Raw genomic sequence first — 15,332 nt, forward strand, 5'->3', positions numbered from 1 at the left:
GCGGCGGGTCTCCCCTCGACCATGTCGGACACTCCGCTGCCCGAAGGCGTCCACGCCCCGTTTCGTCCCTGCTCCGGGGTTGTCTGCTGACACGGATTCCAGAGTCCGCCGCTGAGGAAGCACGGCGGAGTGGATCTGCTCACGTGTGTCCAACACAGCCACCAAGGTCACCTCCCTATGTGGTGGTGGCTGGGTCTGGTCACTCCGGCGCACCCCGACCAGCGAGGCGAGCCCCGGCCTACAGACCAGGGAGCGAGTGACGGGTGATGAACAGGCACGGGACTTGTGTCCCGATTCAGCCGCCGATCGGGGGCGCCGCGATCGGCCGCAGCTCAGTCATGCCCGGCGCCTTCCCTTGCCGTGCCAGCACGGCCCTTCGCCGAGCGGCAGGCATACGACCGGGTCAGCACATGCCGATCGCGAGCACATCGGTACACCTGCATCACCCCACCCGCTTCCCGATGCTTACCCAGCGTTATCGCTGGACTACTGGAATTCGGCTCTCTTGGACAGAACGTGTGAGCGAACTGCTGCAGAACTCATGCGGCCAGTACCCGGATGGACTCGCGTACCCAGTTACGCGACACGCCGTGCTGAGCGGTCAGCCGATCCTCGACCAGCCGGACGCCCGGAGGGAGATCGCCCGTGAGGATGCGGCGCCGCAGCTCACTCGTACCTCGTCGCGGAGGGCCGGTGGGCGGCGTCAGCGTCAGATCCGTGATCCAACGGCGATTGTATACAGCGCGCTCAGCTCCTCTTGCGTGGATACCAGTCGGCCTCGGTCGCCTCCCGGCTGACCTCCCACATGCGGTCGAACTCCCCCTTGAAGTGCTCGAACCAGAAATGGTCCCGGCGCGGAGTGAGGGTGAAGACCGGATCCCGCCCCGCCGCGCTGTGCGTGCCGAGCTCGACGTGAATGACGCCGTCGTCATCGTCGGCGTCCAGCAGGACCAGCCCGAAGGCGGGCACGAACGGCATGAACCGCACCTCGATGGAGTCCTTCAGATCCCGCAGGAGGTAGATCGTGGACTCCACGCGGTGCTCGAACACGTCGGCGTGGTCGGGGATGGTGCTCCGCCTCGCGGCCTCCTCCGGCACCGTGCCCTTCGGGTCGATCAGCAACACCTTGACCGACGCCCCGCGCCCCAGGCTCTTGCGCAGGTCGTCGACGTGGGCGCGGACCGTGCGGCTCAGCGTCACCCCGGCGAAGCGGATGTCGCCGGCCCGCGCGACGCGCTCGTCGAGCCCCTTCCGCACGGCGGTCAGGAAGGAGTCGCCGGCCATTCTCGCCTCCACCAGGCGATTGAGCTCGGCGACCCGCGCCTCCAAGTCGGCCACCTGGTGCCTGGGGCCGAGGGCGTTCACGGCGACGAGGGCGAGCACGGCCAGCGTCGCGGCGCCGACGATGTCCGGTTTCACGATGCTGAAGACGCCGAGCACGCCGACGACCAGCGCGATGGTCGCCGTCAGGTAGATCTCGAGGTTCTTGCCGGTGCTGAGATCCGCACGTAACCGCTGCAGAGGGCGCATGCGCTCAATCTTCGTCGGCCGCTCCGACGGGCGGAAGCCGTTTCACGTCGTGGTCGCGGCGCGCCGCTTCGCCCGGCGCACGAGCCACAGGCTCACGCCGTACATGGCCAGGCCGATGAGCATCATGCCGATCGCGACCGGCCAGCGCAGGCCCGGCGGCATGTCCGTCGCCAGGAACCACGAATGCCGGAGCCGGCCGTCCGCCACGAAGACCGCGGCCACGATCCCCTGCGGCACCAGCGGGATCGCGCCGAGCGACAGGCACGTCGTCGTGATCGCCCGCTGCGCCTTCGGCATGTCCGGCAGCTTGAACGACATGCCCTTGGCGCCGCCCTCGGGTGGCCGTCCCGTACGCATCAGGTGCAGCAGCTCGGGCCCCTGGGCGGCCAGCCGCCGCTCGGCCAGCAGGCCGAATCCCCAGTAAGAGAGCGCACCCGTCGCCGCCCCGGCAGCCACGCCCCACCAGCCGGCCGCCGCCGCCACCGCGACGGCAGGCGCGCCGCTGAGCGCCACCAGGAGCATCATCAGGTACGCCAGCCCGGTCAGCGACCCCTCATCCTCGCTCGTACGCAGGGGGTTGCCGCCCCGCCGCTGCGGATCCGTGCCCGGCACGAGCCCGTACACCGAGACCAGCGGCACCAGCCCGGCCCCGCCGCCGAGCACCGCGAACGTGGCCGCCAGGATCATCGGCCACGGCCCGCCGGCGATCGCGGTGAAGGCCACCGCCAGTGCCAGCGCGACCGGGGCCACGGTCACCAGCCAGGCCCGCTGCCTGCCACGCACGTCCGACGAGCCCGGCGCCATCAGCGACAGCCAGAGCGCGGTGCCGTCGGCGCCGTACAGGTTCGACGTCATCGAGGCCGCCATCACAACGAAGATCGGCGCCGCCCACGGCAGCAGGCCCGTCCAGCCCAGCACGAGCGGCGCGCCCGCGAAGAACACCCCGTAGGCCAGCGCGAACGTGAGCTGATGGGTGCGCACCAGGTCGCGTGACCACGTACGCAGCTCCTTGGCCACCACCGCCTCCTGGGCCGTGGCCGCGCGCATCGGCCGGCGGCCGCGCGTCGCGGGCCGGTTCGCGCCCGTGGGCCGCGCCAGCAGCGCCGCCCACACTCCCAGCAACAGCACGATCAGCACCACCATGGCGGCCGGCGCCAGGTAGTTCCCCTGTACGGCCAGCAGCCCCCACCCGGACGGCAGGTAGCGTACGAACCCGGGGATCTGCTCGCCCTGCCCGAACGCCACCGCGAACACCCACGCCTGGCCGAGGAAGGCCAGCACCACGCCGTTGACCAGCCCGGCGCCGATCGCGCCGGCCCGCGAGCGCAGCGCGATGCCCAGCATCGCCACGGCCACCTTCGACAGCAGCACGAACACGGCCAACTGCAGCACCATGGCTGGCAGCGCCACGAGCACGCTTCCCGGCTCGGCCGCGACCACGAGCCCCGCCAGGGCGATCACGCTGATCACCGGTGCCACGCCCACGAACGCCGACACCAGCAGCCCCGCCGCCAGCCGGTGCGCGGGCAGGCCCACCAGCGAGAAGAACTCGGGGCGCAGCGTCTCCTCGCCGCCGCCGGAGAAGACCGGGCCGATGATCCAGCCGAGCATCCACACGGCGTACGCCGCGGCGAGCCAATCGCCCTCCAGGAAGGCCAGGTAGATCGTGCCCGCCGCGAGGACGAGGCCGAGCGAGCCGCCCGCGGCCATCATGGAGCCACGCCGGCCCGTGGTGGAGTGGCGCAGGATCGCGATCTTCATCCTGGCCAGCGTCAGCGCTACAGCACGACAGCCCCTTCACGCCGGTGGGATCGGCGCCGACCAGCTCCACGAACCTGTCCTCCAGCGTCGCCGTGCCGCGTACCTCGTCGATCGGGCCCGCAGCCGCCACCCGGCCCTTGTCGATCACCGCCACCGCCAGCAGCTCCTCGGCCCGCTCGGCCACCACGTCCTTGCCCAGGCCGCGCAGCAGGCCGAGGTAGGTGAGCACCTCGCGGCCGGTGAGCCGCTCCGGCATCGCGAGCCCGTCCGGCAGCACACCGACCAGCTGCTTGGCCACGTGCCACCGGACTCCGGCCGCCAGCGCACCGAGCCGGTGCTCTTCACCAGGAACCGGTGCCGACAACGCGCGCTGCCGGATCGACGACCACCGCTGTCCACCACGGGCGCCACTGCGGTGAGCGGCTGCCGTGGATGGATCGGCGCGGCGGTGCCGTCCCTGGGAGTGCCGTCCCTGAGGGTGCCGGTCCTGGGGGTGCCGGTCCTGGGGGTGCCGGCACTGGTAGTCCGGAGCCTGCAGTCGCTGCGGTCGTCAGGCGCGGAGTCGCAGGCCGCGCGGCGTCGGGTGGAAGCCGGCCGCCTCCAGGGCCGCCGCCAGCGGCGACTCGATGATGGACGCGCCGTCGGCCCGCTCCACCGTCAGCTTCCCGAGCGCACCGTCCCGTACGGCGAGGGCCAGGGCGTCGACGGCCGGCTGCAACCGCTCGTCGTCGGCGAACGACAGCAGCGTCTTGCCGCCCCGTTCGACGTAGAGCACCAGGTGGCCGTCGACGAGCACGACCAGGGACCCGGCCTTCCTGCCCGGCTTGTGGCCGACGTCGCCGGGGCGCTGGGGCCAGGGGAGCGCGGCGCCGTACGGGTTGGCCGGATCGGCGGCCGCCAGCACCACGGCCCGCCGCTCCGTCCCACCGCCGCGCCTGCCGATCGGGCCGGGCGACATCGTGTCCGCAGCCGCGCCGGGCTCGTCGCCCGCCGTCGGCGTGATGCCGGGCGCCATGGCACGCATCCGGTCGACCGCGCCCGGCAGGGCGAACTGTGCGCCCCCGAGCCCCTCGACGAAGTAGCCGCGGCGGCAGCGGCCGCTCTCCTCGTACGCCCGCAAGACCTGATAAATGGGCGTAAATCCCCCGGGTAGCCGTTCCGACGTCACCGATCCCCGCGTGACGACCCCGTGCCGTTCCAGCAGGACCTCGGCTTGCGCCTGGGCCCGCTGGGTGGCGTCGGCGGCCGGCCCGGGCAGCAGCCACCAGCGCCCGGCCACGGTCGGCGGGCCGCTGCGGCTCGGCAGCACGGCGCGCCGCCGCCGCGTCGTCGGCGGCCTGTGCGCGGGGCGCCCGGTGCCGAGCGTGGCGCGCAACGGCGCCAGCGTGTCTCCGGACACACGCCCCGACCACACCAGGTCCCACAGGGCCGAGACCAGCGTCTGATCGTCAAGTGAGCCCAGCTGGTCGGAGATCCCGCGGAAGAACAGCGCACCACCGCCTCCCAGCAACTCCAGCACGCGCTCGTGAACCGGCGTCATCGTGATCTCGGCGGGGTCGGGCACCAGCAGCGGCGCCGTGTCGGCGAAATAGAGCGACACCCATCCGTCGCCGCCCGGCAGAGCCCCTTGCCCCACCCACATCACCTCGCCGGACGAGGTCAGCTCGTCGAGCAGCGCCGGATGGTAGCCCGGCACCCGCGAGGGCAGCACGAGCGTCTCCAGCGCGGACGCGGGCACCGCGGCCCCCTGGAGCTGCTCGATGGAGCGCACCAGCGAGTCCATGGCCCGCGCCGCACTCGCCCCGCCGCCGTGCGCCCCGAGCTCGCTCGCCCAGCCCGGACCGGAGGAAGCGCCCCCACCGGCCCCGCCAGGCCCGGCCCAGCCCGCGCCGGCGGATCCGGCCCCCGACGGACCGGTGCCGCGGAACGCAGGCGATCCGGTGATGCCATGCCAGACCGGCAGGAACCGGGCGAGCGTCTCCGGCGCGACCGGCTCCACCTCCTTCCGGAGCCGGGCCAGCGACCTGCGGCGCAACATCCGCAGCACCCCGGCGTCGCACCACTCCTCGCCCCGCCCGCCGGGCCGGAACTCCCCGCTGACGACCCGCCCGGACGCGGCCAGCCGCCGCAGGGAGTCCGTCACCACGGCCACGCCGAGCCCGAACCGGGCGGCGGCGGTGCCGGCGTGGAAGGGGCCGCGCGTGCGGGCGTGCCGCGCCACCAGGTCGGCCAGCGGATCGGCCACCGGCTCCAGGAACGCGTGCGGCACCCCCACCGGCAGCGGCGCGCCCAGCGCGTCACGCATCCGCGCCGCGTCCTCGATCGCCGCCCACTGCTCATCGCCCGCGATGCGCACCCTGATGGCCCGCCGCGTCCGCTCCAGCTCCTCCAGCCAGGCCGGGTCGCCCCCGCGCACGCTCACGTCGAGCGCCGGCAGCGGCCCGTGCGAACGCAGCAGGTCTGCCAGGTCCTCCAGGTCGCGCAGCGGGCGGTCGAGCCTTGCCAGCTCCCGCTCGGCGTCGGCGACCACGTCGGGGTCGAGCAGCTCGCGCAGGTCGGCCTGGCCGAGCAGCTCGGCCAGCAGCGTGGTGTCCAGCGCCAGGGCCTGGGCGCGCCGCTCGGCCAGCGGGGCGTCGCCCTCGTACATGAACGCGCCCACGTAGTGGAACAGCAGGGACGCCGCGAACGGCGAGGCCTGCGAGGTCTCCACCTCGACCACCCGCACCCGGCGCGCGGCGATGTCGCGCATGAGCCGCACCAGGCCCGGCACGTCGAAGACGTCCTGCAGGCACTCGCGCATCGTCTCCAAAACGATGGGGAACGACGCGTACTGCGAGGCCACGCCCAGCAGGTGGGCGGCCCGCTGCCGCTGCTGCCACAGCGGGCTGCGCCGGCCCGGCGTGCGGCGCGGCAGCAGCAGCGCCCGCCCCGCGCACTCCCTGAACCGGGAGGCGAACATGGCCGACCCGCCCAGCTCCTCGGTGACGATCTGCTCGATCTCGTCGGCGTCGAACGCCGCCACGTCCGTCGGCGGCTCGGCCAGCGTGTCGGGGATGCGCAGCACGATGCCGTCGTCGGAATGGACGGCCTGCACGTCGAGGTCGTAGCGCTCACGCAGCCGCCGGTTGATCGCCAGCGCCCACGGGGCGTGCACCCGCGCGCCGTAGGGCGAGTGGATCACCACCCGCCAGTCGCCGAGCTCGTCGTGGAAGCGCTCGACGAGGAGCGTGCGGTCGTCGGGGACGTAGCCGGTGGCCTGGCGCTGCTCCTCGAGATAGGCCAGCAGGTTGCCCGCGGCGTATTCGTCCAGCCCGGCGGCCCTGATCCGCTCCGTCGAGCCCTTCTTGGCCTGCTCGCGCAGGAACGAGCCGATCGCCCGGCCCAGCTCGGCCGGACGGCCCGGCGCGTCGCCGTGCCAGAAGGGCAGCTTGCCCGGCTGCCCGGGTGCGGGGGAGACCAGCACCCGGTCGGCGGTGATGTCCTCGATCCGCCACGACGTCGCGCCCAGCACGAACACGTCGCCCACGCGAGACTCGTAGACCATCTCCTCGTCGAGCTCGCCCACCCGGGAGGCCCGCTCGCCGACCAGGAACACGCCGAACAGGCCGCGGTCGGGGATGGTGCCGCCGTTGGTCACCGCCAGCCGCTGCGCGCCCGGCCGGCCATGGAGCGTGCCGGTGACGCGGTCCCACACGATGCGCGGGCGAAGCTCGGCGAACTCCTCGCTCGGATAACGCCCGGCCAGCATGTCGAGCGTGGCCTCCAGCGCGCTGCGCGGCAGCGTGGCGTAGGGGGCGGCCCGCTTGACCACCGACTCCAGCTCGTCGACCGTCCACTCGTCGAGCGCCGTCATCGCCACGATCTGCTGGGCCAGCACGTCGAGCGGATTGCGCGGATAGCGCAGCTCCTCGATCTGGCCGCTCTTCATCCGCTCGGCCACCACCGCGGTCTGCACCAGATCGCCACGGTATTTCGGGAAGATCACGCCCTTGGACACCGCGCCGACCTGGTGGCCGGCGCGGCCGATGCGCTGCAGGCCGCTCGCCACGCTCGGCGGCGCCTCCACGCACGCGACCAGGTCGACCGCGCCCATGTCGATGCCCAGCTCCAGGCTGGACGTGGCCACCACGGCGGGCAGCCGCCCCGACTTGAGCGCCTCCTCGATCTGCGCCCGCTCCTCCTTGGAGACCGAGCCGTGGTGGGCGCGCACGATCTCCGTCACGACGCCCTTGCTCGCCCCCGCCTGCGCCATCATCTCGGCCGGCGTGCGCTTGGGCGGCTCCCACGTCGAATCGGCGGGCGCCCCCGTCTCCCAGATCGAGAGGTCGACGGCGCCCTGGGAGCGGTCGTAGGCCAGCTCGTTGAGCCGCGTGCACAGCCGCTCGGCCAGGCGCCTGGAGTTGGCGAACACGATCGTCGAGCTGTGCTCGCCGATCAGGTCGAACAGGCGGTCTTCGACGTGCGGCCAGATCGACCTGTTGGCGGGCTCCTCGCCCTCCGGCGGCCCTCCGCCGGCCATCTCGGTCATGTCCTCCACAGGGACGACGACCTCGATCTCGATCCGCTTCTCCGACGGCGGCTGCACGACGGTGGCCGGCCTGCTGCCGCCCAGGAACGCCGCCACCTCGCTCACCGGCCGCACGGTGGCCGACAGCCCGATGCGCTGCGCGGGCCGCTCGAGCAGCGCGTCGAGCCGCTCCAGGCTGAGCGCCAGATGCGCGCCGCGCTTGGTGGCAGCGACCGCGTGGACCTCGTCCACGATCACCGTCTCGACCCCGCGCAGCGCCTCCCGCGCCTGGCTGGTGAGCAGCAGGAACAGCGACTCCGGCGTGGTGATCAGGATGTCGGACGGCTTGGCCGCGAACCGCCTGCGGTCTTCTGCGGGGGTGTCGCCGGAGCGGATCGCCACCGAGATCTCCGGCACCGCCAGCCCGAGCCGCCGCGCCGTCTGCTTGAGCCCGGCCAGCGGCGCGCGCAGGTTGCGCTCCACGTCCACGGCCAGCGCCTTGAGCGGGGACACGTAGAGCACGCGAGTCCCCTCGCGCCCGTCCGCGGGCCCGGCGGCCAGCCGGTCGAGGGACCACAGGAACGCCGCCAGCGTCTTGCCCGAGCCGGTCGGCGCGACGACCAGGGTGTTGTCGCCACGTGAGATCGACTCCCACGCCCCCTCCTGGGCGGCCGTGGGCGCTTGGAAGGCTCCGGTGAACCATTGCCTGGTCATCTGGCTGAACTGGTCTAGCGAGCTCACCTGCACATAGTGCCTCGCGCCACCGACAGAAAACGCATTGGCGCCGCGCCGTGCGATTGAGGCGGGGGGTTGGCGGACATACAGCCACCGTGACCATTGATTACGCGGCCATCGAAGCCCGCCGTGCGGAAATAAGGCGTCGCCACGTCTTACCGCACCGACCGTCGAGCAGCGCCCGCGGCCTGCACCACATCGCCCTGCTCTCGTCCGATGTGGAGCGCACCATCAAGTTCTACCAGGACCTCCTGGAGTTCCCGCTCACGGAGATCATCGAGAATCGCGACTACAAGGGCTCGAACCACTTCTTCTTCGACATCGGCAACGGCAACCTGCTCGCGTTCTTCGACTTCCCCGGGCTCGACCTGGGCCCGTACCAGGAAGTGCTCGGTGGCCTGCACCACATCGCGATCTCCGTCGACCCCGCCACCTGGGAGAGGCTGCGCGGGAAGCTGGAGATGGCCGGCGTGCCGCACCAGATAGAGAGCGGCGCCTCCATTTACTTCAAGGACCCCGACGGCGCCCGGCTGGAGCTGCTCGCCGACCATCTCGGTGAGATGTACGGCGCGCGGGTGTTGTGACCTAGCGTCGCGACGCCCTGCGCGTACGCGGCCTGCCCTCACGGGGCTCCTGCTTGATGCCGGCGTGCCTTTCCGATCGCTCCGCCTTCTCCTTCTGCACGGTGAGGCGCAGCGTCAGCAACAGCTTGCGGCGCCTGGCCCGGTTCGCCTTCGTCTTGGCTGATTTCGGGGGTGAGGACTTCGGGGTCTTTGCCATGGGCCTGTCTTACCCACGTCCTGAGCGATTCCATACTTGATTCATGCGGTTGACGGAGTTCTGGCGACGGATGAACGCTCATTTCGGCGAGACGTACGCCGAGTCGTGGGCGCGCGACTACGTGATCGCCCCGCTCGGCGGGCGCACGGTCATGCAGGCGCTGGCCGACGGCGAGAGCGCCAAGACCGTCTGGCGGGCCGTCTGCCAGGTCGAGGACGTCTCACCCAGGCTGCGCTGAGCCGAGGGTCTCCCGCAGCGCGCCGACCGTGCGCTCCAGATCGTCGGCCCGGCCCTGCCCTCCGGACGACCACAGGAAGAGCCAGCCGCTGCTCGACGGGGTGGCGAAGATGATCGTCTGGCGGCCGGTGCCCGGGTGCCACACCCACAGCACCGGCTCGTCGCCGCCGAGCATGCGGCTCACCATCCCCTCGTCGGGGAGCAGCTCGGCGAGCGCCTGGAGATGGGCGCGCCGTTCACCGGTGTAGCCGCTCGCCACGTCGCCGCCTCCAACCGTAGCCCCTTGCAGTGAGTCTCCCCAGCTCACCGCGCATGACAACATCGTCAGCCGGCCGGGTCAATGAGGATTCGCATGCGGGCGAAGTCGAACGTCAGTGCGTACGGCTTGAAGAACTCGTGCGTGGGCGGCCCGCCATCCGGAGCCCGGACCCGCTCTCGAACCAGGCGGGGAACGCCCTAACGACCCGGGATCCGGCGCCGCGTCGCGGAGCCCAGCATCACCTTCTCCACTGTCACCTGACTGCCCGACGGCCGGCGATCCCCGCCGCCATCGAAGATGGACCGGGGAGCGGTGGAACCGATGTTGCGTCCTCACCACGCCCGACGCGAGCGATTGACAGTTACCTGCGCGTTCCTGCTGTGATCGAACAGTCGTTCGGCTACGATGGGGCTACGCCGGGCCACGACTTCCCCGACACCCAGAGAAAATGTCGGTGGCAGGCCGTAGCTTTCACTCGACTGATCGGACCGCGAGACCCTCCAGGGGGAGTTTCCATGGCTATCAACGACCGCGAGAAGGCCCTTGAGACCGCGCTCGCCCAGATCGAGCGTCAGTTCGGCAAGGGCTCAGTGATGCGCCTGGGCGATGACGCCCGAGCTCCCATCGAGGTGATCCCCACCGGGTCGATCTCCCTTGACGTGGCACTCGGCATCGGCGGCCTGCCGCGCGGCCGCATCGTCGAGATCTACGGCCCCGAGTCGTCGGGTAAGACCACGATCGCCCTGCACGCCGTGGCCAACGCCCAGCGGGCCGGGGGCATCGCGGCCTTCATCGACGCCGAGCACGCCCTCGACCCCGAATACGCCAAGAAGCTGGGGGTGGACACCGACGCCCTGCTGGTCTCCCAGCCCGACACGGGCGAGCAGGCGCTCGAGATCGCCGACATGCTGATCAGGTCCGGCGCCGTCGACATCATCGTCATCGACTCGGTGGCCGCGCTCGTGCCCAAGGCCGAGATCGAGGGCGAGATGGGCGACAGCCACGTCGGTCTCCAGGCCCGCCTCATGTCCCAGGCCCTGCGCAAGGTCGCCGGCGCCCTCAGCAGCACCGGCACCACCGCCATCTTCATCAACCAGCTCCGCGAGAAGATCGGCGTCATGTTCGGCAGCCCCGAGACGACGACCGGTGGCAAGGCGCTCAAGTTCTACGCCTCGGTCCGCATGGACATCCGCCGCATCGAGACGCTCAAGGACGGCACGGAGGCGGTCGGCAACCGCACCAGGGTCAAGGTCGTGAAGAACAAGATGGCCCCGCCCTTCCGCGTCGCCGACTTCGACATCCTCTACGGCGTGGGCATCTCCCGCGAGGGCGGCCTCATCGACATGGGCGTCGAGCACGGCTTCGTCCGCAAGTCCGGTGCCTGGTACACCTACGAGGGCGACCAGCTCGGCCAGGGCAAGGAGAACGCCCGTAACTTCCTGAAGAACCACCCCGACATGGCCAACGAGATCGAGAAGAAGATCAAGGACAAGCTGGGCGTGGGCCCGCGCCTCGACGCCCCCGCCGAGCCCGCCGCCGCCCCGGCCCCGGCCGCCGCGCCCTCGGGCCGCGGCTCGAAGTCCACTCCGAAGCCGGGTGACGTCTGATCGCTCGCCATGAGTGACACGAATCGGCCACAGGCGCCCCTGATCCGGGGCGCCTGGCTCGCTCACCTGTCGCGTCTGCCAGGCGTGAACCGGCGCGCCTGGCCCGCTGTCTCGTCGCGCCCGGCAGGCGTGAACCGAGGCGTCATCGGCCCGGTGCGCCGCGCCGCTGGCGGAAGGCCGGCACGTGGGTAGCACATCGGACAAGGCCTGGTCATCGGGGCGAGACCTGGCCCGCTCGGCCTCCGACGGCTGGCCGTCGGTGGACGAGTGGCGCGAGCAACGCAACCGTCTCCGTGTCTCTGAGGCGGTGCCTGCCGAGCAGCCCGCCACAGGGGACGACGATCGCCGGACCGCCGAGCCCGGTCCGACGCACGACGACGCCCAACCTGCCGGAACCGATGCGGCGGTGACCGACCGCCGGCTTGCGATGCCCGACGGGGAGGGCGGCGCTCCCCAATCCGCCGCGCCCGACGAAGAAGAGGGCGATCGGCAACCTGCCGCACCCGATGGGGAAGGGGATGATCGGCAACCTGCCGCACCCGATGGGGATGAGGGCAATCTCCAATCCGCCGCACCCGATGGGGATGACAGCGATCTCCAATCCGCCGTGGCCGATGTGGAGCGCGGCGATCGCCCACCTGCCGTGGCCGAGCTCGCAGACGCCGTTCCGCCCCGAGATCGCGGCAGAATTCGAGGGGCCGCGGCGTTCGCCGATCGTCAAGCCGGCGCGGAGACCGGTTCCGAGGGAGCTCCCCCTGACGGCGGGTGGCATTCCACGGTGCTGGCGGGGAGCAGCTGGTTTTCGGACGAGCGGTCGGATGAGCGGTCGGGTGGCGGTGCGAAACGATCGAGCGGTGGGCGGCGATCTGGCCGATCGAAGAGAAAACGGGGAAACGACGCAAAGGGCCGAGGGTGGCTGCCTGAGGGGCCCGATGCCGACAGTCCTGCCGGGGCCGGCCCCGACGCCGATCCGGAGTCGGTGGCGCGGGCCATCTGCCTCCGCCTGCTCACCATGGCGCCCAAGACGCGTGCCCAGCTCGCCGAGGCCCTCCGCAAACGGGAGGTGCCGGAGGAGGCCGCCGAGGCGGTGCTCAACCGGTTCTCCGAGCTCGGGCTGATCAACGACGAGGCGTTCGCCGAGGCCTGGGTCGACTCCCGGCACCACGGGCGCGGGCTCGCCAGACGTGCCCTGGCGGCCGAGTTGCGCCATCGGGGTGTGGACAACGACACGGTCAAGGAAGCCGTGGAACGCCTGGATTCCGACCAGGAGGCGGAGACGGCCCGGCGGCTGGTGGATCGCAAGCTCGCCGCCACCCGCTCCCTGGATCCGCAAACCCGCACCCGTCGCCTCGCCGGCATGCTCGCCCGCAAAGGCTACTCCTCCGGCCTGGCCTACCGGGTGATCCGGGAAGCGTTGGAACAGGAGGGCATCGACCTGGAGGACGACTTCCCGTAACTCCGGCCTTTCGCATCGTCGCCCCTCCCGGCTGCCGCTGCGCCTCCGCGCCCCCGGTCTCCGTGCCGCCGGTCTCCGCACCCTGGAGCGGCCACAGCCGTCATGTCGGGGCACGCAGCATCGGCAGTGCGCACCTCCACATCCCCGCGTCCGCGCGCCCCTGCTGCTGGCCAGGCAGGCGTACGGCCTGCACCTCCAGAGCGGGGACAGCGATGCCCTCGACTGGCTCACCCCTCACCTGCGGCATCAGCTAGACCTGGCGAAGCGGGAGGCGTGACGAGGGGAAGGGAGGGTATGCGCTGCCGTCCGCGTCGTCCCGTCGGGCTCCTTCGTGGCACGAGATCGGAACTTTGCGTCATGTTCACCTTTCCCTGGGATGTGGTGCAGGAGCTGGGGCTCCGGGCCCGCTGCGGTCCTGTCCGGTGGCGATCAGGGATCGGAGGGGTGAAATGCCTGGTCAGGCAGGGGATTCGGGGTGCGTGGTGGGGCAAGTCCGGCATTAATGGGGGATGTTGGGCCGAATGTGGAGATGCAGGCCTGTAAGACACGCTTGATGACGCGTTTGCTTGCTCGTGACCAGTTCGACGCATAACCTCGACGGCAGTGAGGAGTTACTCCGCGCAGCGCGGATTGCCATACCGGTGAACGACGGACGAACGAGCTCGGTTGATCGAGGCGGGCGAGGTGTCGGCTTTCCCAGCCGACGCCCGGTCAGTCTTGGCTTGACATCGATCCCGGCGCCGAACGGGCTTCGCGTGGCGCGCTTGTGACCCCTCCCATTGTCTGGGTCCGCGTTATGAGGTGTTGACGACGCGAGGAGGGCGGGGCGCACATGGGGCCGCTGGTCGTAGTGCTGATGGTGGCGGTGCTCGTGCTCGCGTTCGGGATGATCGTCGCACTGCTCGTCGTCATCCGCCGCACCTCCGGCGTCCTGCCGAAGGGGGCGGCCAGTCCGAGCCCCGAGCAGCTCGAGGCCGTCAACGAGGAGCTCGAGCAGGCGCGTGAGGAGGCCCGCGAGATCCGCCACAAGGCGGAGATCGACGCCGAGGAGATCCTGCGCAGGTCCGAGGCCGCCGCCGAGAGCGCCGCCCAGATGCGGCGGGAGGTCGAGGAGGAGAGCCGGATACTCAAGTCCGAGCTCAAGGAGCTGCGCGCCGACCTGGAGCGCAGGGAGGCCCGGCTGGCCGAGCGCGAGCAGCGGTTGGACGAGGAGGCCAGGCGGCAGGCCGAGCGGGACAGGAAGCTGGCCGAGACCGAGATCGAGCTGGCCGACCGGCGCGAGGAGCTGCTCCAGGTCGAGGACGAGCGGCGGGTCATCCTGGAGCGGGTCGCCGGGCTGACCGCCGACCAGGCCAAGGCCGAGCTGGTCAAGGAGATCGAGAACCAGGCCAAGCGCGAGGCCGCCCTGATCGTCAGGGAGATCGAGGGCGAGGCCCGCAAGGAGGGCGAGAAGCGCGCCACCAAGATCGTGACGCTGGCCGTCCAGCGGGTGGCAGCCGAGCAGACCGCCGAGTCGGTCGTCAGCGTGCTGCATCTCCCCGGCGATGAGATGAAGGGCCGGATCATCGGCCGCGAAGGCCGCAACATCCGCGCCTTCGAGTCCACGACCGGGGTCAATCTGATCATCGACGACACACCCGAGGCGGTGTTGTTGTCGTGTTTCGACCCGGTCAGGAGAGAGACGGCGCGGCTCACGCTGGAGAAGCTGGTGCTGGACGGGCGCATCCACCCGCAGCGGATCGAGGAGGCGCACGACCGCAGCCGCCAGGAGGTGCAGGACCTGTGCGCGCGGGCGGGCGAGGACGCCCTGGTCGAGCTTGGGATCACCGACATGCACCCCGAGCTGACGCTGCTGCTCGGGCAGTTGCGCTACCGCACCTCGTACGGACAGAACGTGCTCAAGCACCTCATCGAGTCCGCCCACATCGCCGGCATCATGGCCGCCGAGCTGAAGATGAACCAGCAGCTCTTGAAGCGCTGCGCCCTGCTCCACGACATCGGCAAGGCTCTCACGCACGAGGTCGAGGGCAGCCACGCGCTGATCGGCGCGGAGATCGCCCGCAGGTACGGCGAGGAGGAGGACGTGGTGCACGCCATCGAGGCGCACCACAACGAGGTCGAGGTCCGCACCGTCGAGGCCGTGCTCACGCAGGCCGCCGACGCGATCAGCGGCAGCCGGCCGGGCGCCCGCAGGGAGTCGCTGGAGGCGTACGTCAAACGGCTGGAGCGGCTGGAGGAGATCGCGCAGTCGTACGAGGGCGTGGAGAAGGTGTTCGCCATGCAGGCCGGGCGGGAGATCCGGGTCATGGTCAAGCCCGACGCGATCGACGACATCCAGGCCCAGGTGATCGCCCGCGACGTGGCCAAGCAGGTGGAGGAGGAGCTCACCTACCCCGGGCAGATCCGGATCACTGTGGTCAGGGAGTCGAGGGCCACCGAGTTCGCCCGCTAGCCCGGGCA

The 15,332-nt window shown here is 71.3% G+C and carries 11 protein-coding genes; 5 read left to right on the forward strand and 6 right to left on the reverse strand.

Annotated features, from left to right (window positions below; all coding sequences use genetic code 11):
• Nucleotides 1-539: 539 nt before the first annotated feature.
• From ID574_RS63215 to ID574_RS51430, 4 genes are all read right to left on the reverse strand, one after another.
• Entirely contained in the window at nucleotides 540-845 is a 306-nt protein-coding gene (locus tag ID574_RS63215) for a GntR family transcriptional regulator (protein ID WP_223167969.1), read from the reverse strand.
• Nucleotides 748-1,530 carry a hypothetical protein gene (locus tag ID574_RS51420; RefSeq protein WP_188196412.1) on the reverse strand — a complete coding sequence of 261 codons (783 nt, stop codon included), beginning with the start codon at nucleotides 1,528-1,530 and terminating at the stop codon, nucleotides 748-750. The genes ID574_RS63215 and ID574_RS51420 overlap by 98 nt, the downstream gene beginning before the upstream one ends.
• 42 nt (nucleotides 1,531-1,572) lie before the next feature.
• A complete protein-coding gene (locus tag ID574_RS51425) occupies nucleotides 1,573-3,291 on the reverse strand; it encodes a hypothetical protein (protein WP_188196413.1) in 1,719 nt (572 codons plus the stop codon).
• Between the two features lie 550 nt (nucleotides 3,292-3,841).
• Nucleotides 3,842-8,512, reverse strand: coding sequence for an Lhr family helicase (locus tag ID574_RS51430; protein ID WP_188196512.1), 4,671 nt, complete (start codon nucleotides 8,510-8,512; stop codon nucleotides 3,842-3,844).
• A gap of 116 nt (nucleotides 8,513-8,628) precedes the next feature.
• Here ID574_RS51430 and ID574_RS51435 point away from each other — a divergent pair, with 116 nt between their 5' ends.
• On the forward strand, nucleotides 8,629-9,117 hold the full coding sequence (locus ID574_RS51435) for a VOC family protein (RefSeq protein WP_188196414.1): 489 nt from the start codon (nucleotides 8,629-8,631) through the stop codon (nucleotides 9,115-9,117).
• 1 nt (nucleotide 9,118) lies between these two features.
• Here ID574_RS51435 and ID574_RS51440 read toward each other — a convergent pair whose 3' ends face one another.
• Nucleotides 9,119-9,313 carry a hypothetical protein gene (locus ID574_RS51440; protein WP_188196415.1) on the reverse strand — a complete coding sequence of 65 codons (195 nt, stop codon included), beginning with the start codon at nucleotides 9,311-9,313 and terminating at the stop codon, nucleotides 9,119-9,121.
• A gap of 43 nt (nucleotides 9,314-9,356) precedes the next feature.
• Here ID574_RS51440 and ID574_RS51445 point away from each other — a divergent pair, with 43 nt between their 5' ends.
• Entirely contained in the window at nucleotides 9,357-9,551 is a 195-nt protein-coding gene (locus ID574_RS51445; protein ID WP_138720415.1) for a DUF3046 domain-containing protein, read from the forward strand.
• On the opposite strand, the gene ID574_RS51450 is transcribed toward ID574_RS51445, so the two are convergent.
• The gene (locus ID574_RS51450; RefSeq protein ID WP_188196416.1) at nucleotides 9,534-9,809 is read right to left on the reverse strand and encodes a hypothetical protein; all 276 of its coding nucleotides are present in this window, start codon (nucleotides 9,807-9,809) and stop codon (nucleotides 9,534-9,536) included. The two genes, ID574_RS51445 and ID574_RS51450, sit on opposite strands and share 18 nt — an antisense overlap.
• A gap of 515 nt (nucleotides 9,810-10,324) precedes the next feature.
• Between ID574_RS51450 and recA the strand changes: the two genes are divergently transcribed.
• From recA to rny, 3 genes are all read left to right on the forward strand, one after another.
• Nucleotides 10,325-11,416 (forward strand): recombinase RecA, encoded by a 1,092-nt coding sequence (gene recA / locus ID574_RS51455; RefSeq protein ID WP_188196417.1) that lies wholly within the window; start codon nucleotides 10,325-10,327, stop codon nucleotides 11,414-11,416.
• Between the two features lie 979 nt (nucleotides 11,417-12,395).
• Complete coding sequence (recX, locus tag ID574_RS61075; protein WP_442939435.1) at nucleotides 12,396-12,872, forward strand: recombination regulator RecX; 477 nt, start codon at nucleotides 12,396-12,398, stop codon at nucleotides 12,870-12,872.
• 832 nt (nucleotides 12,873-13,704) lie between these two features.
• Nucleotides 13,705-15,324: a ribonuclease Y gene (rny, locus tag ID574_RS51465; RefSeq protein WP_188196418.1), complete on the forward strand. Its 1,620-nt coding sequence runs from the start codon at nucleotides 13,705-13,707 to the stop codon at nucleotides 15,322-15,324.
• Nucleotides 15,325-15,332 lie beyond the last annotated feature (8 nt).

This window comes from Nonomuraea sp. SYSU D8015, from assembly GCF_008065375.1.
In the GTDB taxonomy this organism is placed as follows: Bacteria; Actinomycetota; Actinomycetes; order Streptosporangiales; family Streptosporangiaceae; genus Nonomuraea.

Bases quoted from the DNA above. Each gene is read 5' to 3' on its own strand.
- recA (WP_188196417.1), top strand. From the start codon at position 10,325: ATGGCTATCAACGACCGCGAGAAGGCCCTTGAGACCGCGCTCGCCCAG.
- ID574_RS51440 (WP_188196415.1), bottom strand. From the start codon at position 9,313: ATGGCAAAGACCCCGAAGTCCTCACCCCCGAAATCAGCCAAGACGAAG.
- ID574_RS51430 (WP_188196512.1), bottom strand. From the start codon at position 8,512: ATGACCAGGCAATGGTTCACCGGAGCCTTCCAAGCGCCCACGGCCGCC.
- ID574_RS51425 (WP_188196413.1), bottom strand. From the start codon at position 3,291: ATGAAGATCGCGATCCTGCGCCACTCCACCACGGGCCGGCGTGGCTCC.
- ID574_RS51420 (WP_188196412.1), bottom strand. From the start codon at position 1,530: ATGCGCCCTCTGCAGCGGTTACGTGCGGATCTCAGCACCGGCAAGAAC.
- ID574_RS51445 (WP_138720415.1), top strand. From the start codon at position 9,357: ATGCGGTTGACGGAGTTCTGGCGACGGATGAACGCTCATTTCGGCGAG.
- rny (WP_188196418.1), top strand. From the start codon at position 13,705: ATGGGGCCGCTGGTCGTAGTGCTGATGGTGGCGGTGCTCGTGCTCGCG.